The following is a 24,009-nucleotide window of genomic DNA, read 5'->3' as shown; positions in this document are numbered from 1 at the left end:
TAAAGCCAATAATGACTAATCTATTTTATTACTATAAAGACCCGATTATTGATACCATAATCCTACTCATCGTACTATCAATAATTCGATCTATTATTGTTATTACCGTAAAAAGAATTGGTAAAAAAAGTGGTACCACTGAAGCGCGTGCCGCATTAATTGGACGTTACGCCACCGTAACACTTGTGCTTATTGCCATTTTAATAGAAGCCTTTATTCTTGGTGCAGAAACACGCGATGTCACCCTTGTATTTTCTTCTGTATTTGCCGTTATTGGAGTGGCCTTATTTGCTATTTGGTCTATTTTAAGTAATATCACTTCTGGTGTAATTATGTTTTTTTCATTTCCGTATAAGGTTGGAGATAAAATACGTATTCACGATAAAGACTATCCTGTAGAAGCTATTATTGAAGATATTAGAGCATTTCAAATTCATCTTAGAGAAGATAATGGAGATTTAGTCACCTACCCCAATAACCTTATTCTTCAAAAAGCTGTAACTTTATTGCAAAAGGATGCCTTAGATGATAGTAGTATTTTATAACGTATGAAGAAAACACCAATAAAAAAACGCACACATCATTATAAAAAACACATTGGAAAAGCTCCGGGCACTTTAGTCTACACGGGAGTAAAAACCGAAAAACTACTTCATATTGAATCCTTTGATTACACCAAAGAAACCTTAGATGAAAGCATCCTAACCAATATTGAAGATGCTAAAATACACAAGAATACAGATTCGGTAACTTGGATAAATATTGATGGGTTAAACTCCATTAATGAGATTGAAAACATAGGTAAACAGTACGAATTACATCCACTTGTTCTCGAAGATATCGTAAATACCACACAACGTCCAAAAATTGATGAGTATGACGACTATCTTTTTATTGTACTGAAAATGTTATACTATGACAACGACGAAAACATTGTTATAGAACAAGTGAGCTTCGTTTTAGGAAAAAACTACGTCCTTTCTTTTCAAGAATCTGAAGGAGATGTCTTTGATACTGTAAGAGAACGCCTCCGTCATGGTAACGGTAGAATACGCGGTCTAAAATCGGACTATTTATTGTATGCCTTAATTGATGCTGTTGTAGATCATTATTTTAGTATTATTGAAACCTTAGGCAATAAAATTGAAGATTTAGAAAACGATTTATTTGCCGGAAACACAAGAGAAAACATCAATATTGAAGTGCAACAATTAAAGCGCGAAATATTAAAAGTACGCCGTGCTATTTTCCCGCTACGTGAAATTATAAACCGCATAGAGAAAGGAGAACATCACTTAATTTATCAAAAAACAATTACCTACTATAGAGATATTTACGACCATTTAATCCAAGTCTCTGAAAACATCGATATTTATCGTGAAATGATTTGGAGTTTAATGGACATGTATATGACAACCATTAGCAATCGAATGAACGAAGTAATGAAAGTACTCACCATAATGTCTTCCATTTTTATCCCATTAACCTTTCTTGCAGGCATATATGGAATGAACTTTGAATACATTCCTGAACTAAAATATAAAAACGGTTATTTTATACTTCTAGGTGTCATGTTTATTCTATTTATTGGATTGCTCTTTTATTTTAAACGTAAAAAATGGCTCTAGAAGCTTTACACCATTAAATTCCTCTTACTTAAACGCATCTTTAAAAATTAAATAGAATGATCTGCACATTATACGCACACCAATTAGGCTTCGATAAAATCATAACTATTTTAAAAACTAATATTCCTAAAGGACAAATCACCTTTTCAGAATTAGATGGCTTTAAAATTGCAGAAATACAAACAAAAGGCGGCCTGTTCTCTTCAGACCACATTGTAAAAATTTCATACAGAGAACGGCTTCAACCTGATTATCAAATTAGCGATACAGAACACTGTCCGCTAAATGAGAATTTAAAAGGACTTTATGGCTTTGCGTCTTCCCTTCCTACAACCAATGAAAACATTAAAAGTTTATTTTTAAGAAAAATCCAAACCCTTAATTCTGAGTTTTCAATTTTTCAAGAAAAAGGTCAAACCAAAAATCTTAAAGACATCATTAGTCAATTAGCAGATGAATTTGACGCGATTGTTTTTGCTCAACCGCAAACCATAATTTCTAAGGCAGATGGACAACACTTTTTAGACAAACACCTAAACTTAATTATTGATTTAAACGGACATTGTGAAATAAAAGAGCTTAAAGTTGCCATAGATTCTAAATATTATGATGGTGAAATAGAAGAAATCACAGAAGATCAAAAATCTCGAAAAGAAGAAAGTGAACTCATCCTAAAAAATCACCACATAAAAATTAACGCCAACCTTCCTTTTATAGAAAATGAAAATGCCACCACCATAAGAACGGCAAAAGAAATAGCGCAAAGAGTAACCATTTTAACCATTACCAATTTGGTTGCTTTTAATAATATTTCAGGTGAAGACGCCCTAAAAATGATTACTGATTTTGATTTACTAGATATAGTAACTCCTGATGAAAAATCATTTCTAGAGAATCCTACTGACCAAAAGAAAAACCAAGAAACATGGAAATGTGAGTGCATTTGGACCTTAATGTGGGCATTAAAAATTGTAGACGATCTTGGTTTCCCAAATCAGATGGCCGATTTAAACAATATTCCATTCGAAAACTACCCAATTGGTTCAGATAAAAATCCAAACAACTTTATTAATGCACAAACAGAGGTTAGAAGTAAAACCGAAATACTAAACGCTAATGACCTCTACTACAGAATGGATTGGGCTTGTGTAGATGCTAGAATAAACGGTAAAGAAATTACAGAAATTCATAGCGGAATTGTCTATGAAAGACATTATGCACTCAATTGGCTCATTAACTACATGAGTTCTGATTGGGATGATGTAACATGTGACACCTAAAAATTAAAGTCTACAGGATTCATTATTGAGACATTTATCACCGTTTGTATCAAAAGCGTTAGTATCTAAATCGCAACGTTAAAAAAATCTAAAACAAAGTTCAGAACCTACTAACTTTTCTATATTTGAAACACAACTAACTAATAGCCTCATGTACCAACTTAGACTTTGTCTATTGCTTTTTATAAGCTCCATTGTTTCACTACAAGCGCAACAACCCAAAAAATACAATTCTTCAGAAATTTACGAAGCCGTTCAAAAACTCAACGTTCTAGGATCCGTCTTGTATATCGCAGCACATCCTGATGATGAAAATACGCGTTTAATTTCGTACATGTCTAATGAAGTTAAAGCTCGTACAGCCTATTTATCCTTAACTCGAGGAGATGGAGGACAAAACTTAATTGGTCCAGAAATCCGAGAACTTTTGGGAGTTATAAGAACTCAAGAATTACTAGCTGCCAGACGTGTTGATGGTGGGGAACAACGTTTTACTAGAGCTAATGATTTTGGATATTCTAAACATCCAGACGAAACTTTAGAAATCTGGAATAAAGACGAAGTCCTCGCTGATGTTGTTTGGGCTATTCGTGAATTTAAACCCGATGTTATCATTAATCGCTTTGACCACAGAACACCAGGAACAACACATGGCCATCATACCACATCGGCCATGTTAAGTATGGAAGCTTTTGACATGGCAAATGATGCTTCTAAATACACCTCACAATTAGAATTAACCCAAACGTGGCAACCTAAACGCTTATTCTACAACACCTCTTGGTGGCGTTATGGTAGTCAAGAAAAATTTGATAAATTAGACAAGAGTAATATGCTCAACCTAGATGTTGGTGTATACTACCCAAGCAAAGGCATGTCTAATAACGAAGTGGCAGCTTTGGCAAGTAGTCAACATTTATGTCAGGGCTTTGGCCGTTTATCACAACGTGGTTCTCAACAAGAATACATTGAATTTTTAAAAGGAGAACCTTTAAATAATAGTAATGATGTTTTTGCTGGTATTGATATTTCTTGGAATAGAATTGAAGGCGGAAAAGCTATAGGAGCAATTCTAAAAACCGTAGAAGAAAATTTTAATTTTAAAAACCCATCATCGCATTTACCACAACTTTTAGAAGCTTATAAATTGCTTCAAAATGTAAAAGACGAGCACTGGAAAACCGTTAAAACAAAAGAATTAAAAACAATTATCGAAGCTTGCTCTGGATTGTACCTCGAAGTTTCAGCTAAAACCCCAAATGCAGCACCAAATTCTAATGTAACGTTAGATATGGAAGTTTTAAACCGAAGCAATGCCAATATTAAATTGGTCTCTTATAGCCTTTCAACATTAGAAAGAGGCATTACTAAAAATATAACTTTAGCTTCAAACCAAAAGCTAAACTTTGAAGAAAGCATAACAATTTCAAACAACAAAAATTACACCACACCATATTGGCTAAACAAAAAAAGCACCTTAGGCATGTATAATGTGGAAAACCAAAATTTAATCGGTTTACCAGAAACACCAAGAGCCGTTTTTGTTGATTTTAACTTAATGATTGAAGGCACACCTTTAAGCATTAGAAAACCTGTAATTTATCGTTATTCTAAACCAGATAAAGGCGAATTATATAGACCTTTCGAAATTATTCCAATAGTTTCAGCAAGTATAAGTGATAAGGTTTTCATCTTTGAAAACGACCAACAAAAAGAAATTGAAGTTACTGTTAAAGCTGGAAAGAATAATATTGAAGGTTATGTACAAATGGCATATCCTAAAGGTTGGAGTGTCTATCCAGAAAAGCAAAAAGTTGAAATCGCTAATAAAGATGATATTCAAAAAGTGGTATTTACAGTTATACCTCCAAAAAACCAAAGCGAAGGATTAATTACACCAATGGTGAATATTGATGGTGAATTTTATACCGACGAACTCATAGAAATCGATTATGCACACATTCCTTTTCAAACCGTTTTAATGCCAAGCGAAAGCAAGGTGGTTAGATTGAATATTGAAAAACGAGGTAATAACATAGGTTATATAGAAGGTGCTGGAGATGTTGTTCCGGAAAGTTTGAGACAAATTGGCTATAACGTTACCATTATTAACCCTGAACAAATTTCACCAGAAAACTTATCTAATTTTGATGCTATTGTTGTTGGTATTAGAGCTTATAATATTGTTGAAGACTTAAAATTCAAACAAAAATTCTTGTTAGATTATGTAAAAAATGGCGGGAATTTAGTCATACAATATAATACCAATCGCGGTATTAAAGTCGATGATTTAGCCCCTTATAAATTAGAACTATCTAGAGATAGAGTGACTGATGAAAATGCGCTTGTAAGAATTTTAGAGCCAAATCATCCCCTCTTAAATTTCCCAAATAAAATTGAAAGTAAAGATTTTGAAGGTTGGGTACAAGAACGCGGCTTATATTTTCCTAATAAATGGTCTAAAGAGTTTACTCCACTACTCGCTTCAAACGATAAAGGTGAAAATTCAAAAGAAGGCGCCCTACTCGTCGCTAAATACGGCAAAGGCAACTATATTTACACAGGTCTCAGTTTCTTTAGAGAATTTCCGGCAGGAGTCTCTGGTGCATACCGACTCTTTGCTAATTTGCTTTCCGCAGGTAAAGAAGCTCCTTCTCAGTTAAAAAACTAACGACAACTAAAAACGAATAAACATGGACAGCCAAAATCAGATGCAACCTAAGCAAAAATGGAACAAAATGTATACTGCTGTTTTAGTAGCCAATGCTATTTATATTATTTTGTTTTATTTCATAACTACTATATTCGCTTAGCATGCCACAAACTTTAGATTGGATTGACTGGACCGTTTTAATAGCAACACTCGCGGTAATTGTTGGTTACGGAACTTGGAAAACGAGAGGCCGTAATAACGCCGAAGATTATATTAAAGGGGGAAACTCTACAAAATGGTGGACCATTGGTCTATCGGTAATGGCAACACAAGCTAGTGCTATAACCTTTCTTTCTACTACAGGTCAAGCATTTTCTGATGGTATGGGTTTTGTTCAATTTTATTTTGGACTTCCAATTGCCATGGTTATTATTTGCTTGGTTTTTATTCCACTATACCATCGACTTAAAGTTTATACTGCCTACGAATTTTTAGAAAATCGTTTCGATCTTAAAACCCGAAGTTTAACCGCCATACTTTTTTTAATTCAGCGTGGATTGGCCGCAGGAATTACCATTTTCGCTCCAGCGATCATCCTTTCTGTTGTTCTAGGTTGGAACATTGTAACACTCAACATCGTTATTGGTGTATTAGTTATTATTTACACTGTTTCTGGAGGTACAAAGGCTGTGACCGTTACACAAAAACAACAAATGTTTGTCATTTTTGCAGGGATGTTGGCTGCATTATTTATCATTATTAGCCTAATTCCAGAAGAAGTTTCTTTTATCGATGCTATTGATATTGCTGGTGCTACTGGCAAAATGAAGGTTTTAGACTTTTCATTCGATTTAGAAAATCGATATACCGTTTGGACAGGTCTTATTGGCGGAACCTTTTTAATGCTCTCTTATTTTGGTACAGACCAAAGCCAAGTACAACGCTACCTTTCTGGTAAATCCATGAAAGAAATGCAAATGGGCTTACTCTTTAATGGTTTATTAAAAGTGCCTATGCAATTTTTCATTTTGCTTGTTGGTGTTATGGTATTTGTCTTTTATCAATTTAATCCATCGCCATTAAACTTTATAGATGCTTCAACTCAAACGGTTTTAGCCTCAGAATATGGAGATGAATACAGAATGCTACAAGACAAACAAAGTAAGCTATTCTCTGAAAAGCAAAGCCTCAGTTTGGCCTATTCAAAAAGTGAAGATCCTAATGCTAAAAAAGCGCTTTTCACACTAGATAGTATTGAAAAAACATACCGTTTAGAATCAAAATTTTTAATCAAAAACGCTGTTGACGCAGAATACAAAGAAGCATATACTAAATTAAAAAATGAGGTTGATACCCTAAAAGCAAACCCCGAAAGTGAAGCTTATTTAACGCAATCAGCAGCACTCTCCTCATTATATAAAGATGCAGCAAAGGACACACAGACCAATGACAGAGATTATATGTTTATTAGGTTTATTTTAAACAATTTACCCACTGGACTTATAGGTTTATTACTCGCTGTCATTTTATCTGCTGCCATGTCTTCAACAGCATCAGAAATTAATGCTTTAGCAACAATTACGTCCATCGATTTATATGGTAGAAATTTAAAAGAAGATAAAGGAGAACAACATATGGTAAAGATGACTAAATGGTTTACGTTTGGTTGGGGTATTATTGCTATAATTATTGCCTGTTTTGCAGACCTTGCCGAGAATTTAATTCAGCTGGTAAATATTATAGGATCTATTTTCTACGGAAATGTTTTAGGTATCTTTCTGCTTGCATTCTTCTTTAAATACATAAAAGGTAATGCCGTTTTTATCGGAGCTCTCATCACGCAAGTCATTGTTGTTATTGGCTGGTGGTATGATTGGATGCCTTACTTATGGCTGAATTTATTTGGTTGTGTAGTCGTCATTTGTATCGCTAACCTATTACAATTAGTGTTGCCTAAAAAAGTGCAAATTGAAGTCTAATATAATTAATTGGGGCGTTATTGGGGCTGGTAAAATCGCCTCGAAATTTGCAACGGATTTAAATACCGTTACAAATTCAAACCTCTATGCCATTGCATCTAGAAATCTTGAAAAAGCAAAATTTTTTAGAAAAGAATTTAATGCTGATATCGCCTATGGAAGTTATGAAGATTTAGTCAATGATGCTAACATTGATGCCATCTATATAGCGACACCTCACAGTTTTCATAAAGCACATACCATCTTAGGCTTAAACCACAATAAAGCGGTGTTATGTGAAAAACCTTTTGCAATGCATCTTCAAGAGGTTGAAGAGATGATTCAACTCTCAAAAGAAAAAAACACGCTTCTAATGGAAGCCTTGTGGACGCTTTTCCTTCCACATTATCAGTATGTTTTAGAACTGATTAAAAACAAACATTTTGGGGAGGTACTACTACTTGAAGCTGATTTTGGATTTCACCCTCCATATAACGAAACCTCTAGAGTGTTTGATAAGTCTGTTGGAGGAGGTAGCTTATTAGATATCGGAATTTATCCTGTATTTGCGGCACTCTCAACATTAGGACAACCTGAATCTATAGAAGCGACAGCTGAATTCTTTTCTTCTGGAGCTGATTCAAAATGCGATATTACATTTCATTATAATTCAGCTAAAGCACATCTAAAAAGCACACTCTTAGCGGAAACTAATACCGAAGCTATTTTCCATTGCGAAAATGGAATCATAAAGATTAATAGGCGTTTTCACGAACCGTCATCAGTAACATTAATAGATAATAATGGGCATTCAGAATTAAAAACCTTCAATAATAAGACCATTGGCTACAGTTACGAGATTGAACATTTTAATCAATTGATTAGAAAGGGAAAGACAGAAAGTGACCTAATGACTTTTGAAAAAAGCAAACAACTCATTCGTACTTTAGATGCCATAAGAGCATTGATTGGTTTAAACTATTTTTAAAAGCTACACGTTTGTAATTACAATCGATTTAGTAAACGTAATTCTTCATGCGAAACTAAATATGTATTCATAAAAAAAGCACAACTCAATGAGTTGCGCTTTCTATTGTAAATCAGAATACCAAAACATTCTGATAGTTCTGTTTTATTTAGCTCCCCATTCTTTTAGAGAATCTTTATTCATTTTTACGTAATCTGCATTACCTGCTTTTTCTGATTTAGCCAATGATGCTTTAGCAGTAGCAATCGCTTTCTTTTTATCTCCAAGAGCAGCATACAATAACGATTGTTTTCTCAATTGGTAAAACTTAGGATCTTTAGTCATAGCCATCGCCTTATCCATCCATTCTTTAGCTTGTTCTAAATCTTTTCCTTCAGATAAGTTATAAACTGCTGCAGCGTAATAATCGTTAGCAGATGGTCCTGCCATTACTTTGTCAATAGCAGCTGTAACTTTTTTAGCCGTTGGGACTTCAAATTTTAAATTAGCCATAGTATTCTCCCAGATAAAACCTAATTCTGCAGAACCACTTTTTAAATTGTCAAAAGTAATTGTAAACGTTTCTACATTCATTGGTAATGCCATCGTCTCAACATTTACTTTAGCAGCTACTTTAGACGCATCAATCATTTTTGGTGCTCCCCAATTATTAGTATCATTATAGAAGATAACTTCCCAAGATTTTTCTGAAGGTGTAATAAAAATAGCATAAGCACCTGCTTTTAAAGTATTACCAGCAACAACCACATCATCACTAAATGTAATCATTGTATTTTTATTGGCACCTGCTCTCCATAATTTTCCATAAGGCACTAGGTCTCCAAAAATAGTTCTCCCATTCATGCTTGGACGAGAATATTCTAAAGTAACATCTGTTAAACCAACGACTTGTTCAATTTTTGTAAAAGGACTAGGTTGTGGTGTTTCAATTTGTGCATTTACCGAAAACATTAAAGTTAAAGCAAATGTAAAAAGTACTAATTTCTTCATTTTTTATAGTGTTAGTGTTTGTTTTTAACTGTTGTAAAATTACAACTTAAGCCAAGCTATAAATGTTAAGGAATCCTTAAAAAGAAAACGCCCCTTTATCATAACGATTTCTTAACACTAAATATTTAGGATAACGACACTATTAATCGTAATATTGCAATATAATAATATAAAGACTTATGGGTTTAACGAAATCAGAGATGTTTACACCAGAACAAAATGAGCTCTCAAGTATCGCTAAAGTTTTTGGTCATCCGGCAAGAGTGGCTATTCTTCAGCATTTATTTAAAATAGATTCTTGTATTTGTGGGGATTTGGTTGATGAAATTGGTTTAGCACAACCTACCATTTCTCAGCATTTAAAAGAGTTAAAAAAAATAGGCCTTATAAAAGGAAACATTACAGGTACCAGCATTTGTTACTGTATTGATAAAGACAACTGGTCACAGATGAAAACCGTACTTTCTGTATTCCTTAATCAAGATATAAATGAAAATAATAACTGTTGTTAAATATAATATTGCCTTATGAAATTATCAGAAATTAAATCAAAATTACAAACCTTAGACACTATTGCATTTCAATTACCAAACGGCACTTTAGTACCAAATCACTTTCATGTGACAGAAGTCGGTAAAATATCGAAGCATTTTATTGATTGTGGAGGCACCGTAAGAACCGAAAACGTAGCCAACTTTCAGCTTTGGGAAGCAGACGATTACGACCATAGGTTACACCCTGAAAAACTACTAAGCATCATTGAACTTTCTGAAAAAGTCTTAAACATTGAAGATTTAGAAATTGAAGTAGAATACCAAGGAGACACGATTGGAAAATATGGTTTAGACTTTGATGGCACACATTTTTTATTGACGACAAAATTGACAGATTGTTTAGCTAAAGACAAATGTGGTATTCCTGAAAAGAAACCAAAACTTAAACTATCAGAATTACAAAAAGAAGCTCCGTCTTGTGCGCCTGGTTCAGGATGTTGTTAATCGTTAATATTTCGTAAAAAGCTATGCTATACCAACCTATTAAAACCCAAATAGAACAGCTAAATACAAATTCTATTTCCAAAGAACGCCAAACTATTTTACAACCACTTATAGATTTTGTACAATTAAAAGTAACTCATAAATCAAGAGTTAACTTAAATTTTATTTGCACACATAATTCCCGTCGCAGCCATTTATCTCAAGTTTGGGCACAAGTAATGGCGTCCTATTTTGAAATAAATAATGTATACTGTTATTCTGGAGGAACAGAAGCTACAGCCTTATTTCCTATGGTTGCAAAAACTTTAGAAAACACAGGATTTAAAATTGAAATGCTTTCTAACGGAACCAATCCGGTTTACAGTATCAAATATTCTAAAAACGCACATCCTGTTATTGGGTTTTCAAAAACATTTGATGCTCAGTTTAATCCAATTTCAGAATTTACTGCAATTATGACCTGCTCTAACGCAGATAAAGGTTGCCCATTTATTGCTGGTGCCGAAAAACGAATTCCAATAACCTATGAAGACCCTAAAGCTTTTGATAATACGCCTCAGCAATTAGAAAAATATAACGAGCGTAGCCTTCAAATTGCTACTGAACTAAAATATGTGTTTTCTAACATCGTAAACTAATTACAATGACTGCAATCAAAAAAAAATTAAGCTTTTTAGATAGCTATCTTACCTTATGGATTTTTATAGCTATGGCTATTGGAGTTGGTATTGGCTTTTTTGCTCCATCTTTTCCAGAGCTTGTAGAATCTTACAGTAGCGGAGCTACCAATATACCTATTGCTATTGGTTTAATTTTAATGATGTATCCTCCATTAGCGAAAGTTAATTATGCCTTATTACCAAAGGTGTTTAAAGATGTGAAAATTCTATCTATATCTTTAGTTTTAAATTGGATTGTTGGCCCAGTACTAATGTTCATCTTAGCGATTACATTCTTACAAGATTACCCTGAATACATGGTTGGCTTAATCCTTATTGGTTTAGCTCGTTGTATAGCCATGGTATTAGTTTGGAACGATTTAGCTGAAGGTAGTAGTGAATACGGAGCAGGTCTTGTAGCTCTCAATAGTATTTTTCAAGTCTTTGCTTATAGTTTCTATGCTTACCTATTTATTACGGTACTTCCACCCTATTTTGGTTTTGAAGGAGCTATTGTAGATATTTCCATTGCTACGATTGCCGAAAGTGTAGCGATCTATTTAGGTATTCCGTTTTTACTCGGTATCCTTTCACGCTTAATATTGGTAAAACTCAAAGGTGAGGTCTGGTATTCTAAGAAATTTATACCAGCCATTTCACCAATGACCCTAATTGCCTTGTTATTTACCATCGTGGTTATGTTTTCACTTAAAGGCGAGTTAATTGTAGAAATCCCCATGGATGTCCTCATTATTGCGGTTCCCTTATTAATCTACTTTACGCTAATGTTTATTATTGGCTTTTTTGTCAGTAAGGCCATGGGAACAACTTACGATAAAACAGCCGCTATAGCTTTTACAGCTGCGGGAAATAATTTTGAACTAGCCATTGCTGTAGCCATCGCTGTCTTTGGATTAAACTCAGGTCAAGCCTTCGCTGGTGTTGTTGGTCCATTAGTAGAAGTACCCGCTTTAATTCTCTTGGTTAGAGTCGCATTTTGGTTGCGTAAAAAATATTATTTCCCTCAAACAACGTAACAAAACGCACAAGTATCAGAAATTGGTGTTAAACTTTGTTTAACCATAACGCAAAATAATTAAACATAGTGTATCTTTACATTGTAAATTAATTACAATGGCAAAAAAGAAAAACATAAAAGCATCTGATTTTATATCATTTTACATGGATTATGTTCTAACACATAATCACAAACCCAATTCGGTATATGCCTTTGCTAAAGACCACAATTTTGAAGAACAAAAATTCTATGAATACTTTAGTTCCTTCGAAATTTTAGAACAATCCATATTCAAAATATTTTTTGATAACACATTAGCTGTTTTAGAAAAAAGCGACGATTATCAATCGTTTGATGCACGAAACAAACTCCTCAGTTTTTATTATACGTTTTTTGAAATATTAACGGCCAATAGAAGCTATGTGGTCCATGCTTTAAACACAGATAAAAACCAATTAAAGTCCCTAAAAACGCTATCACATTTAAAGAAGAGCTTTACCAATTACATTGATCATTTAGACATTAAAACCATTGATCTTAAGGAAGAAAAACTCGAAAAATTAAAAAATAGAGGTCTCAAAGAATCCGCTTGGTTTCAATTATTAGTCACCCTAAAATTTTGGTTAGATGACACATCACTAGCCTTTGAAAAAACAGATGTGTTTATCGAAAAGTCCGTTCAGGCAAGTTTTGATTTAATAGATACCACTCCTTTAAAAAGTCTTATTGACTTTGGTAAATTCTTATATAAAGAAAAAATACACTCCAACTAGATGAAAACAATAGATCGTATTCCGATGACCAAAATATCTAGAGCTTCAAAATTAGTTTCAACTGGAGCTAAAGTTGGTGTGAATTATTTAAAGTATTATGGCGACAAAATGGTAAATTCTAAAGAAGATGCCAAAGAACGCCTTAATCAAAATAACGCAGAAGATATATACGACAGTCTTAAAACACTAAAAGGTAGCGCCTTAAAAGTAGCGCAAATGCTAAGCATGGAGAAAAGCATTTTACCACAGGCTTATGTTGAGAAATTTTCATTGTCACAATTCTCTGTGCCACCACTATCTCCTCCCTTAGTTATAAAAACATTTAAAAAATACTTTGGAAAACATCCCGAAGACATTTTTGACACTTTCAACGCCACTTCAGTAAATGCTGCCAGTATAGGCCAAGTTCATATGGCGGAAAAGAATGGGAAAACATTTGCTGTGAAAATCCAATATCCTGGAGTTGCAGAAAGTATAGCATCAGATTTAGCTTTGGTAAAACCCATTGCTATTAAGATGTTTAATATTAAAGGAAAAGACTCCGACAAGTATTTTAAAGAAGTTGAAAACAAACTCACCGAAGAAACCAATTATATTTTAGAAATTGCGCAGAGTAAAGAAATTGCAGAAGCTTGTAAACATATTCCAAATTTAGAATTCCCAGAGTATTACGAAGCATTTTCATCTGAGCGTATTATTACTATGGATTTTATGAAAGGAGAACACCTTTCAGAATTTGTAGCTCATAATACAGACCAAAATCTTTCGAACAAAATCGGACAAGCCTTATGGGATTTCTATATGTTTCAAATTCATACGTTAAAGAAAGTACATGCCGATCCTCATCCTGGAAATTTTTTAATCGCTAAAGACGCTAAACTTATTGCTTTAGATTTTGGATGTATGAAACTAATTCCTGAGGATTTTTACGTTCCTTATTTTGAATTAGCAGACAAAACTTGTATCGAAAATCCAACACGGTTTACCGAGAAGCTTTATCAACTTGAAATTTTACGACAAGATGATTCTGAAGAAGAAATCAAATTCTTTAGTGCAATGTTTCACGAACTATTAAGCTTATTTACGCAACCTTTTCACTCGGATAGCTTTGATTTTTCAGACCCTGCATTTTTTAATCAAATTACAGAAATGGGGCAGCGCTATTCTAAAAGTACAGAACTCAGAAATATGAACGGAAACCGAGGTTCTAAACATTTTATTTATATCAACAGAACGTTCTTTGGACTTTATAATTTAATGTTCGACCTTAAGGCTCAACATATTAAGATAAATAATTTCAAAAATCTTTAGATGCAACAATTCGTAAAAACCAATCTATAATGCGCATACTCATCACCGGCACAACGGGCTATATTGCCAAACGATTAGCGCTTCAACTATTAGAACAAAAGCATGAATTGATTTGTTGTGTCCGCGATTTAAATAGAACTCCAGACGAATTACAAAACCATCCAAATTGTTCTTTTATAAAGGTTGATTTTTTAGAACCTGACCATGTTCAAATTCCAAAAGATATAGATGCTGCCTATTATCTAATTCATTCTATGGCAACATCGTCTAATAATTTTGAAACTTTAGAAGAACATTGTGCGTTAAATTTTAAACATTTAATGGCGTCTACCAATTGCCAACAAGTGATTTACTTAAGTGGTATTGTAAATGACAACTCACTATCTAAACATCTAAAATCTAGACTTCAAGTAGAACAAACCTTAAGCTCTAAAACCTATGCCCTAACCACATTTAGAGCAGGTATTATTGTTGGTAGTGGCAGTGCGTCTTTTGAAATTATTAGAGATATTGTAGAAAAATTACCTATAATGGTAACACCACGATGGTTAAATACTAAAACACAACCATTAGCCATTAGAGATATCCTTACCTACTTATCTGGTGCATTAGGTAAAACAGAACTTTATAATAAAGCTTATGATGTTTTTGGTCCTGAAGTCTTAACTTATAAAGAAATGTTACTTCAATTTGCGGAAGTTAGAGGCTTAAAACGTTACATCTACACCTTGCCTGTTCTGTCTCCAAAACTATCATCGTTTTGGCTGTATTTTGTAACATCAACCTCTTTTCAGTTGGCTTCGGCATTGGTAGATAGTATGAAAGTGGAAGTCATTGGTAAACCTAGCGACATCAATGATCATATACAGATAGAACCTATGGCTTACAAAACAGCTGTAGATTTAGCTTTTCAAAAAATTGAACAAAATGCAGTGATTTCGAGCTGGAAAGATGCTGTAAGTAGTGGTGTTTTTAAAGATCAATTATCTAAGCATATAGAATTACCTCAGTTTGGTTGTTTCGAAGATTTAAGACAACGTCCTGTAAAAGACGATGTATATACACTCAACAAAATTTGGAGTATTGGTGGACGCAATGGTTGGTATAGCTTTAATGGCTTATGGCGCATTCGAGGGTATATGGATAAGATTTTTGGTGGTGTTGGATTACGACGAGGACGCACACACGATACCGATTTAGAAGCTGGAGATCCTCTTGATTTTTGGAGAGTATTGCTTGCCGATAAAAAAGAAAAACGCCTATTACTTTTTGCAGAAATGAAGCTTCCTGGTGAAGCTTGGTTAGAATTTAAGATTGTTAAAGGCATCCTTTATCAACGCGCTGTTTTTAGACCAAAAGGACTTTGGGGACGTTTATATTGGTACATGGTCTTACCATTTCACGCCTTTGTTTTCAATGGTATGATTAATGCCTTAGCTAATAAATCTTGAAATATGTGGGCCGTTGACGAAAGTTCTCGTATATTAAACCGACAAATATTTAACAATTTCATCCCATAACACCAACTATAAGACTGTAAAACGCTAATACTCTGTTAATTTTTGTTTAGACATAGTATTAAAACGTTAAACGTTTTGTAGATTTGAGACATTATATTGAATAGCATATAGCCAGACAGTAAAAGGATGGCAGCTGACAAAATTGCTAGTCTATGAATTTGGTATAGAAATTGGAATTAACAAATGACATTCTAACCATAATATTAGATAACCGTTTATCTTAAAAGTTATGAATTTAGATGTTAGACAAATTGATAGAATTATTGAAATGGCATGGGAAGACAGAACACCGTTTGATGCCATTACGTTTCAATTTGAATTAAAAGAACAAGAGGTTATTAATTTAATGCGAAAAGAATTAAAACCTAGCAGTTTTAGATTGTGGAGAACAAGAGTTCAAGGAAGAGCAACAAAACACAGTAAAAAAAGAACGTTCGACGAAGGCAGATTTAAATGCTCTAGACAAAAAACAATAACAAACAACTCTATTTCAAAACGTTAACACGTGCTTTGATTTAAGTTTGGAGTACTTAAAGACAGCACATTAAAAAGATTCTATGATTACAGAAACAATTTCCAAAACAAATGGTCAAAAGCTCAATATTGATGATATAGGTGACGATCATTTATTTACAGGTTTAGACACACCTATGAAAGCAAATGCTTTTGAAATGTCTAATACAGAGAAAAAAGAACGTATCTCAATATTATTTTCAGAAATAATGGATGTCTTGGGTCTCGATTTAACAGACGACTCCCTACAAGGTACACCAGATCGTGTTGCAAAAATGTATGTTGAAGAAATATTTTCAGGTTTAGATCCTAAAAATAAGCCTGAGATCGCACTTTTTGATAATAAATATCAATATAATCAGATGTTAGTTGAAAAGAATATTACATTCTACTCTAACTGCGAGCACCATTTTGTGCCTATTATTGGAAAAGCACATATTGCATATAAATCATCTGGAAAAGTCATTGGACTATCAAAATTAAACCGCATCGTTCAATACTATGCCAAGCGCCCGCAAGTGCAAGAGCGTTTAACTAACCAAATTGCAAACGAACTTAAAACTGTTTTAGAAACAGAAGACGTTGCTGTTATTATTGATGCTAAACATCTATGTGTCTCGTCTAGAGGTATACAAGATGATACATCAACAACAGTAACAACATATTACGGAGGCGAATTTAATACCGCTTCAAAAATTTTAGAATTACAAAACTATATAAACAATTAAGCTATGGGAACATTAGAAAGAGCTATAGAATTTGAAAACAGAAAATTTTCTTTCAAAACAACAAGTGACAGAATTTTAGCAGCGAGAGAGGCTAAAGACCTAATTTTAGAGGTAAACGAATTATATAAAGAAAAGAAAGATGCTAAACTTATGGATTTAATGAAGCGTCTTACAGTTATAAAACAAAAAATCGAAAAACGTTTAAAAGGAAGGCCACTAACCGCTTCATAATTTAATAATGAAGAGGCTAGTAATTATAGGAGGAAGCAAAGGTATTGGCAAGGCAATTGTTATAGCTTTGCTTTCTTTTTATGATGAAATTATAAACATCAGCAGAACAGCACCAGAAGAATCCCACCCTAATGTAACACATTACAGCTGTGATATTCTTAAAGATGAACTACCAGAAATAGACATAGCAGATGGCTTAGTGTATTGTCCAGGAAGCATCAACTTAAAGCCCATTAACCGATTAACTGTAGACGATTTTAAAAATGATTTTGAAATCAATGTTATTGGAGCTGTCAGAGCAATTCAGAAATACTTACCAGCCTTAAAAAGTGGAAAGCAACCCTCAATTGTACTTTTTAGTACTGTTGCTGCCAAACTAGGTATGCCCTTTCATGCCAGTGTAGCTGCTTCAAAATCTGCTGTTGAAGGTTTAACAAAGTCCTTAGGTGCAGAATTAGCACCAACCATAAGGGTTAATGCTATTGCACCTACAGTTACCAATACCGATTTAGCATCTAAATTATTACGTAACGAAAGGATGATCGAAAACATGAATGAGCGTCATCCCCTAAAAAAATACTTAGAACCACAAGAAGTCGCTGATATGGCCGTGTTTTTACTTTCAGAAAAAGCAGCATCACTCTCTGGTCAAATAGTTGAAATGGATTGTGGCATTGTTAGTTTTAAAATCTAGATTATGAAGCTGTTGAAAGCCTTTATTAGAACATTTAAAACTTCAAATACTGATGGTGTTCAAAGTGCAATAAAGTCAATTTACGAGATAAAAATCAATAGTCTTCAAGGACAGTCTATTCAATTATCCGATTTTAAAGGTAAATACCTTCTATTTGTTAATGTGGCTTCAAAATGTGGATTTACTCCACAATATACAGAACTGCAACAATTACAAGACACATACAAAGATAAGTTGGTCGTTATTGGTATGCCATGCAATCAATTTGGAAGTCAAGAACCAGGTAACGCTGATGACATTCAAACATTTTGCGAAGTTAATTATGGAGTGTCATTTTTAATTACGGAAAAAATATCGGTTAAAGGTGAACAACAACACCCATTATACCAATGGTTGACAAAAAAAGCATTTAATGGTAATCAAAATTCTACCGTAAAGTGGAATTTCCAAAAGTACTTAGTCGATGAGAAAGGTCAGTTATTAGACCACTTCTACTCTATTACAAAACCAATGAGTTCTCGTATCACCTCTCATATAAACTAAAGTTATGTTCGGATTATTTAAGAAACCATCAGAGTTAGATAAACTTCAAAAGCAATACAAAGCCCTAATGGCAGATTGGCACAGACTTTCTTCCACTAACCGCTCCGAAAGTGACAATGCATATGCTGAGGCAGAAAAAATTGCTGAACGCATAGCGCAATTAAAAAATTTATAGGTGAAAAAAATATATCTATTCATACTATTTTTAAGCATCAACTTTGGTTGCCTTGCCCTAGGTAGTTGGCTCATGGGTTCTGGTGCTACATCAGAATGGTATATGGGCCTCAACCAAGCACCATGGACTCCACCAGGTTGGGTCTTTGGAGTGGCTTGGACCTTTATAATGATTTGCTTTTCTATATATCTTACCTATTTATTTTCTATTAGAAATTCAAAATTTGTCATAGTAATTTATACTATTCAAATAATTTTGAACCTAAGCTGGAATTACGTTTTCTTTAACCAACACTTAACACAGCTGGGCTTAGTTATCATTTCAGCCCTTACACTAATCATCTTGTATTTCTTTATCACGTTTAGAGATGACAAATTAAGTAAAATGAGACACCTATTGCTTCCCTATTTAATTTGGCTCTGTATAGCGACATCACTTAACGCATACATTGTTATAAACAACTAACAATGAAAATTTATACCCTACACAAAAAACAGAATTTACCAATTACTGTTGAACAAGCTTGGGATTTTTTATCTAGTCCTGCGAATTTAAAGACCATTACTCCAGATTACATGGGATTTGATATTCTATCCGGTGCAGACCGCCCCATGTTTCCGGGACAAATCATACAATATAGTGTCTCCCCAGTTTTAGGCATAAAAACGAAATGGGTTACTGAGATTACTCATATACAAGACCACAAGTATTTTGTAGATGAACAACGTTTTGGTCCTTATGCATTATGGCATCATAAACATTTTATAAATGAAATTGATGGTGGTGTGGAAATGGAAGACATCATAGATTATAAACTACCTATGGGATTTTTAGGACAGCTGGCACATCCCATTTTAGTAAAGCCTAAGCTCGAAGAGATCTTTAACTATAGAACAAAAAAGTTAGAAGAGCTATTTGGGAAACACTAATCCAGAAGCACACAAAACATTACACATCCGTTAAACATAAGCATGAGTAAAAAAAATAATATTTTTTGGTTTAGAAGAGATTTAAGATTAGATGATAATCTCGGATTTTATGAAGCATTAAAAGGAGACCATCCTATACTTCCTATTTTTATTTTCGATACTGAAATTTTAGAAGGCTTACCTAAAGATGATGCTCGTGTCTGTTTTATACATGAAACGCTTCAAACTATGAGGCAAACATTGCAAGACGATCACAATAGTAGTATGGCCCTGTTTTATGGTAAACCTGAAGCTGTTTTTAAGCAATTAATCAAAGATTACGACATTGCTGCCGTTTATACCAATCACGATTACGAACCTTATGCCGCAGAACGTGATAATAAAATAAAGTTAGTATTAGAAAATAATTCCATAGCATTCAAAACCTATAAAGACCATGTTATTTTTGAAAAAAACGAGGTTGTAAAAAAGGATGGCACTCCATATTTAGTTTATACACCGTATATGCGTACTTGGAAAGAAAAATTTCAAACTATAGCTTTAGAAATTTACGATACAAATTCATATTTAAACAATTTAATTGCCCATAGCAGATTACCCAATTTAAGCTTATCAGATCTTGGTTTCGAAAACTCGAATCAAAACATTATGGCTTACGATGTTACCCCAACCTTAATTCAGAATTATGAAGCTACTAGAAATTATCCTGCTAAAGACGCGACGTCTCACTTAGGACCACATCTCCGTTTTGGAACTGTTAGCATACGGCAAATGGTAAAAAAAGCGATTGCAGAAGCAAATGAAATCTTTTGGCATGAATTGATTTGGCGCGAATTTTTTATTCAAATCTTATGGCATTTTCCACACACCCTAAACAACGCATTTAAACCTAAATACGATCGTATAGATTGGCGAAATAATGAAGAAGATTTTAAAAAATGGTGTGCAGGCGAAACAGGCTACCCATTAGTTGATGCAGGAATAAGACAACTTAATGAAACTGGTTTTATGCACAACCGTGTTCGTATGCTTGTTGGTAGCTTTTTATGCAAACATCTATTAATTGATTGGAGATGGGGAGAAGCCTATTTCGCAGAAAAACTTCACGATTACGATATGGCTAGCAATGTAGGGAATTGGCAATGGGTTGCTGGTTGTGGTGTTGATGCTGCACCGTATTTTAGGATATTTAATCCAACCACTCAAATTCAGAAATTTGATAAAAATCATGAGTACATAAAGCAGTGGGTTCCAGAGTACCAAGAACTCACCTATCCACAGCCAATGGTAGATCATAAAGCTGCAAGAGAACGCTGTCTAGAAACCTACAAAGCAGCATTAAATTAATCTATTAAAAAAAATAACGCCATACCATTACAATAAACGCAAAAAAATAGCGTTGCTAAATATAAGACTGTTAACGTCTTAACTGAAATAACCATTTCAACAAACAATTTTAAAAGCTCTGACTAGTCTTCAGAGCTTTTTTATTTTAACCATTTAAAACTCTAAATTAATATTAAAAAAGACCTCAAACTTTTTTGTTAACTTTAAAGCACTAATTCAAAAACCAGAACATTATGAATACTTGGGGAGTTGCAAAAAAATGGAAAGAAATGTGCGAGAAAGGTCAAAACCTAGATTGCATTAACGAGCTTTATGCCGAAAATGTAGTGAGCAAAGAAATGCCTGGTATGCCTGGTGAAGTGGTAACCGGAAAGCAAAATGTTTGGAATAAAAGCAAAACATGGATAGATAGCGTTAAAAACATTCATGCAAGTAGCATAAGCAACCCGCTTGTTGCTGGTAACTTTTTTACTGCAAAAATGGATTTTGACTGTACTTTTAAAGAAAAAGGCCGACAAAACATACAAGAAGTCTGCGTCTATGAAGTTATAGATGGTAAAATTACGAGTGAACACTATTTTTATTAAAGACTAGGATTGTAATCCTATCAGAAAACAAAAAAGCTTCAAGATTAAACCTTGAAGCTTTTTTGTTATTTATAATAAGAATACTTTAATTCCCTTCTACACGCTCAATTTTAGCTCCAATAGCTCTTAAGCGTTCGGCAATATTTTCGTAACCTCTATCAATTTGTTCAATATTATGAATTGTAGATGTTCCTTTTGCAGACAACGCTGCAATTAATAACGACACACCAGCTCTAATATCAGGAGACGTCATCGTTGTTGCTTTTAATGTCGATTTAAAATCATGACCAATAACGGTTGCTCTATGCGGATCACAAAGAATAATCTTTGCCCCCATATCAATCAATTTATCAACGAAGAACAAACGACTTTCAAACATTTTTTGGTGCACAACAGCACTTCCTCTTGCTTGAGTTAAAACCGTTAAAATAATACTCAATAAATCTGGTGTAAATCCTGGCCACGGCGCATCGGCAATGGTTAAAATTGAACCGTCAATATAACTTTGTACTTCATAACCATCTGTATGCGCAGGGATATGGATATCATCTCCATGACGCTCCACGGTAATTCCTATTTTACGGAACACACTAGGTATCACTCCAAGATCATCCCAACTGACATTAGTAATGGTTAATTCACTTTTAGTCATAGCAGCTAAACCAATCCAGCTACCAATCTCAATCATATCAGGTAACATTCTATGCTCTGTACCACCTAAAACATCAACTCCTTCAATCGTTAAAAGATTAGAACCAACTCCTGTGATTTTTGCTCCCATACGGTTAAGCATCTTACAAAGTTGCTGTAAATATGGTTCGCAAGCAGCATTATAAATCGTTGTTGTACCTTCAGCTAAAACGGCAGCCATTACAATATTTGCAGTACCTGTTACAGAAGCTTCATCTAAAAGCATATACGTACCTTTTAGCTTGTCTGCCTCTACCCCATAAAACAAATCTTCTTTATTATATCGAAACTTAGCCCCTAGATTTATAAAACCTTCAAAGTGTGTATCTAAACGACGACGCCCAATTTTATCACCTCCTGGTTTAGGAATATAACCTTTACCAAAACGCGCTAACAAAGGCCCTACAATCATTATAGAACCTCTTAAGCCTTTACCGTCTTCTTTAAATTCTTCTGATTCTAAATACTTTAAATTAACCTCGTCTGCTTTAAAAGTATAAGACCCTTTCCCTAGTTTATTAATTTTTACTCCCAGCTTTTTTAATAAGGCTATAAGTTTATTAACATCAATAATGTCGGGTATGTTGTCTATCTTAATTTCTTCGGCAGTTAAAAGCACTGCACATAAGATTTGTAAGGCTTCATTTTTTGCTCCTTGAGGTTGAATTTTGCCTTTTAATTGGTGACCTCCTTCAATAATAAATGTACTCATCCGCTGTTAATAACGTTTTCGGTTGTTGGTATATTTTTTCTTGTTTGAAGACGCACTCTTTTTATTTGAATTGCTTTTGCTTCCATATTTAGATTTGGTGCGCATCAAGCTGGTAGAATCACTTAAGTCTTCATCACTATCCTTTAGATCTATGTTACCGCCAGAAAGTTCAAACAAGTGCTTGTAGATAACATCATCTTCAACGGTATCTTTATTCCAATTTAGAAAACACTTTTTCATGTGATTCGCAATCGTAAAGGTCAAAGCTTCTTTTAAGTCCCCATCTTCCCAACTTACAGCAACATCTATCATTGTTTTTATGTTATTACCATAAAAACGATATTTAGGATGGTTCTGTGGATATTTTAAAGGTTCTGGTCTGGCTAAAATTTCTTCTTTTGAAGGTTCACCATAAGGCGCATCAACATCAATTTCAAAATTGGCCATGATGAACAACTGATCCCATAATTTATGCTGAAAATCTGGCACATCTCTTAAATGTGGTTGTAGATTTCCCATTACAGCTATAATTGCTTTGGCTATTTTATTACGTTCTTCCTTTGTCTCGCGAGACTTAGCGTAATTAATCATCTTTTGCAGATGACGTCCATATTCTGGAATAATTAAATGCTCGCGCTCTGTGTTATATTCTAAATCGTCAATCAAAATTGTAAAATGTGTAGTGTATAATTTTAAAACCTGTAGTCTTTTAGGTTTTGTTGCAAAGTACAAAAAAATATGAAGCTTAAAAGAAATTTTACAAGGAAATTACTCCTTCTACATTTTCAGCGACTTCCTTATATTTTTCAATAACAGCTTCTGGGTTTTTAAGTCTAACATTTATAGATACACTAGTATATTTTCCATTTTTGGATGCTGTAGTTGTAATAACAGCTCCTAAGTTATCAAAAAGGGCTTCAATATGATTGACTCCTGATCCCTCAGAGCGCACAATAAATTTGTACAAATATTCCGATGGCCAAAGCGTTGTATCGTAAAGTTGTGATTTTAATTTTTCGTAAAATTCGTCTGTTTTTTTAGAATTATCCATAATGAAATTTTTCAGTTGTAAAGATACGTTTAA

27 protein-coding genes are annotated in these 24,009 nt (G+C 33.8%); 23 read left to right on the top strand and 4 right to left on the bottom strand.

Features of this window, described 5'->3' with window-relative positions; all coding sequences use genetic code 11:
• The first annotated feature begins 11 nt into the window (after positions 1 to 11).
• The 6 genes from ACXGSQ_RS09870 (at position 12) to ACXGSQ_RS09845 (ending at position 8,507) form a co-directional block, all read left to right on the top strand.
• Positions 12 to 545: a mechanosensitive ion channel domain-containing protein gene (locus ACXGSQ_RS09870; RefSeq protein WP_458626032.1), complete on the top strand. Its 534-nt coding sequence runs from the start codon at positions 12 to 14 to the stop codon at positions 543 to 545.
• A 3-nt stretch (positions 546 to 548) separates the two neighbouring features.
• On the top strand, positions 549 to 1,628 hold the full coding sequence (corA, locus tag ACXGSQ_RS09865; RefSeq protein WP_458626031.1) for a magnesium/cobalt transporter CorA: 1,080 nt from the start codon (positions 549 to 551) through the stop codon (positions 1,626 to 1,628).
• Positions 1,629 to 1,684: 56 nt separating this feature from the next.
• On the top strand, positions 1,685 to 2,908 hold the full coding sequence (locus tag ACXGSQ_RS09860) for a DUF4272 domain-containing protein (protein WP_458626030.1): 1,224 nt from the start codon (positions 1,685 to 1,687) through the stop codon (positions 2,906 to 2,908).
• 151 nt (positions 2,909 to 3,059) lie between these two features.
• The gene (locus ACXGSQ_RS09855; RefSeq protein WP_458626029.1) at positions 3,060 to 5,579 is read left to right on the top strand and encodes a PIG-L family deacetylase; all 2,520 of its coding nucleotides are present in this window, start codon (positions 3,060 to 3,062) and stop codon (positions 5,577 to 5,579) included.
• A gap of 143 nt (positions 5,580 to 5,722) precedes the next feature.
• Positions 5,723 to 7,540 carry a sodium:solute symporter family protein gene (locus tag ACXGSQ_RS09850; protein ID WP_458626028.1) on the top strand — a complete coding sequence of 606 codons (1,818 nt, stop codon included), beginning with the start codon at positions 5,723 to 5,725 and terminating at the stop codon, positions 7,538 to 7,540.
• The gene (locus tag ACXGSQ_RS09845; protein WP_458626027.1) at positions 7,530 to 8,507 is read left to right on the top strand and encodes a Gfo/Idh/MocA family protein; all 978 of its coding nucleotides are present in this window, start codon (positions 7,530 to 7,532) and stop codon (positions 8,505 to 8,507) included. The genes ACXGSQ_RS09850 and ACXGSQ_RS09845 overlap by 11 nt, the downstream gene beginning before the upstream one ends.
• 144 nt (positions 8,508 to 8,651) lie before the next feature.
• On the opposite strand, the gene ACXGSQ_RS09840 is transcribed toward ACXGSQ_RS09845, so the two are convergent.
• The gene (locus tag ACXGSQ_RS09840; RefSeq protein ID WP_458626026.1) at positions 8,652 to 9,497 is read right to left on the bottom strand and encodes a DUF2911 domain-containing protein; all 846 of its coding nucleotides are present in this window, start codon (positions 9,495 to 9,497) and stop codon (positions 8,652 to 8,654) included.
• A 179-nt stretch (positions 9,498 to 9,676) separates the two neighbouring features.
• Between ACXGSQ_RS09840 and ACXGSQ_RS09835 the strand changes: the two genes are divergently transcribed.
• The 17 genes from ACXGSQ_RS09835 (at position 9,677) to ACXGSQ_RS09755 (ending at position 21,523) form a co-directional block, all read left to right on the top strand.
• A complete protein-coding gene (locus ACXGSQ_RS09835; RefSeq protein WP_458626025.1) occupies positions 9,677 to 10,009 on the top strand; it encodes an ArsR/SmtB family transcription factor in 333 nt (110 codons plus the stop codon).
• Between the two features lie 15 nt (positions 10,010 to 10,024).
• A complete protein-coding gene (locus ACXGSQ_RS09830) occupies positions 10,025 to 10,495 on the top strand; it encodes a DUF6428 family protein (RefSeq protein ID WP_334471328.1) in 471 nt (156 codons plus the stop codon).
• 23 nt (positions 10,496 to 10,518) lie between these two features.
• Positions 10,519 to 11,133, top strand: coding sequence for an arsenate-mycothiol transferase ArsC (locus ACXGSQ_RS09825; protein WP_458626024.1), 615 nt, complete (start codon positions 10,519 to 10,521; stop codon positions 11,131 to 11,133).
• A gap of 5 nt (positions 11,134 to 11,138) precedes the next feature.
• Entirely contained in the window at positions 11,139 to 12,191 is a 1,053-nt protein-coding gene (gene arsB, locus ACXGSQ_RS09820; protein WP_458626023.1) for an ACR3 family arsenite efflux transporter, read from the top strand.
• A 97-nt stretch (positions 12,192 to 12,288) separates the two neighbouring features.
• On the top strand, positions 12,289 to 12,945 hold the full coding sequence (locus tag ACXGSQ_RS09815) for a TetR family transcriptional regulator C-terminal domain-containing protein (RefSeq protein ID WP_458626022.1): 657 nt from the start codon (positions 12,289 to 12,291) through the stop codon (positions 12,943 to 12,945).
• Positions 12,946 to 14,256 carry an ABC1 kinase family protein gene (locus tag ACXGSQ_RS09810; protein ID WP_458626021.1) on the top strand — a complete coding sequence of 437 codons (1,311 nt, stop codon included), beginning with the start codon at positions 12,946 to 12,948 and terminating at the stop codon, positions 14,254 to 14,256.
• Positions 14,257 to 14,285: 29 nt separating this feature from the next.
• Positions 14,286 to 15,707: an SDR family oxidoreductase gene (locus ACXGSQ_RS09805; RefSeq protein WP_458626020.1), complete on the top strand. Its 1,422-nt coding sequence runs from the start codon at positions 14,286 to 14,288 to the stop codon at positions 15,705 to 15,707.
• A 298-nt stretch (positions 15,708 to 16,005) separates the two neighbouring features.
• The gene (locus ACXGSQ_RS09800) at positions 16,006 to 16,278 is read left to right on the top strand and encodes a TIGR03643 family protein (protein WP_458626019.1); all 273 of its coding nucleotides are present in this window, start codon (positions 16,006 to 16,008) and stop codon (positions 16,276 to 16,278) included.
• A 55-nt stretch (positions 16,279 to 16,333) separates the two neighbouring features.
• Complete coding sequence (folE, locus tag ACXGSQ_RS09795; RefSeq protein ID WP_458626018.1) at positions 16,334 to 17,017, top strand: GTP cyclohydrolase I FolE; 684 nt, start codon at positions 16,334 to 16,336, stop codon at positions 17,015 to 17,017.
• Between the two features lie 3 nt (positions 17,018 to 17,020).
• Positions 17,021 to 17,248: a hypothetical protein gene (locus ACXGSQ_RS09790; RefSeq protein ID WP_334471343.1), complete on the top strand. Its 228-nt coding sequence runs from the start codon at positions 17,021 to 17,023 to the stop codon at positions 17,246 to 17,248.
• 7 nt (positions 17,249 to 17,255) lie between these two features.
• On the top strand, positions 17,256 to 17,942 hold the full coding sequence (locus ACXGSQ_RS09785; RefSeq protein WP_458626017.1) for an SDR family NAD(P)-dependent oxidoreductase: 687 nt from the start codon (positions 17,256 to 17,258) through the stop codon (positions 17,940 to 17,942).
• Positions 17,943 to 17,945: 3 nt separating this feature from the next.
• A complete protein-coding gene (locus ACXGSQ_RS09780) occupies positions 17,946 to 18,485 on the top strand; it encodes a glutathione peroxidase (RefSeq protein ID WP_458626016.1) in 540 nt (179 codons plus the stop codon).
• A gap of 4 nt (positions 18,486 to 18,489) precedes the next feature.
• Positions 18,490 to 18,660, top strand: a complete 171-nt coding sequence (locus ACXGSQ_RS09775) for a Lacal_2735 family protein (RefSeq protein WP_458626015.1) — start codon at positions 18,490 to 18,492, stop codon at positions 18,658 to 18,660.
• Positions 18,661 to 19,125 (top strand): TspO/MBR family protein, encoded by a 465-nt coding sequence (locus ACXGSQ_RS09770; protein WP_458626014.1) that lies wholly within the window; start codon positions 18,661 to 18,663, stop codon positions 19,123 to 19,125. It abuts the gene before it with no gap.
• A gap of 2 nt (positions 19,126 to 19,127) precedes the next feature.
• Entirely contained in the window at positions 19,128 to 19,589 is a 462-nt protein-coding gene (locus tag ACXGSQ_RS09765; protein ID WP_458626013.1) for an SRPBCC family protein, read from the top strand.
• A 42-nt stretch (positions 19,590 to 19,631) separates the two neighbouring features.
• Positions 19,632 to 20,936, top strand: a complete 1,305-nt coding sequence (locus tag ACXGSQ_RS09760) for a cryptochrome/photolyase family protein (RefSeq protein ID WP_458626012.1) — start codon at positions 19,632 to 19,634, stop codon at positions 20,934 to 20,936.
• 233 nt (positions 20,937 to 21,169) lie between these two features.
• Positions 21,170 to 21,523, top strand: a complete 354-nt coding sequence (locus ACXGSQ_RS09755) for a SnoaL-like domain-containing protein (RefSeq protein ID WP_458626011.1) — start codon at positions 21,170 to 21,172, stop codon at positions 21,521 to 21,523.
• Between the two features lie 85 nt (positions 21,524 to 21,608).
• Here the strand turns inward: ACXGSQ_RS09755 and murA are convergent, their stop codons facing one another.
• The 3 genes from murA to ACXGSQ_RS09740 form a co-directional block, all read right to left on the bottom strand.
• Entirely contained in the window at positions 21,609 to 22,925 is a 1,317-nt protein-coding gene (gene murA, locus ACXGSQ_RS09750) for a UDP-N-acetylglucosamine 1-carboxyvinyltransferase (RefSeq protein ID WP_458626010.1), read from the bottom strand.
• Positions 22,926 to 22,931: 6 nt separating this feature from the next.
• Positions 22,932 to 23,591 carry a DUF4290 domain-containing protein gene (locus ACXGSQ_RS09745; RefSeq protein ID WP_458626009.1) on the bottom strand — a complete coding sequence of 220 codons (660 nt, stop codon included), beginning with the start codon at positions 23,589 to 23,591 and terminating at the stop codon, positions 22,932 to 22,934.
• A 91-nt stretch (positions 23,592 to 23,682) separates the two neighbouring features.
• Entirely contained in the window at positions 23,683 to 23,976 is a 294-nt protein-coding gene (locus ACXGSQ_RS09740) for a DUF493 family protein (RefSeq protein WP_458626008.1), read from the bottom strand.
• Between the last annotated feature and the right edge of the window lie 33 nt (positions 23,977 to 24,009).

Source organism: Winogradskyella sp. PC D3.3 (genome assembly GCF_054366245.1).
This window is presented reverse-complemented; position numbering and strand designations above follow the sequence as displayed.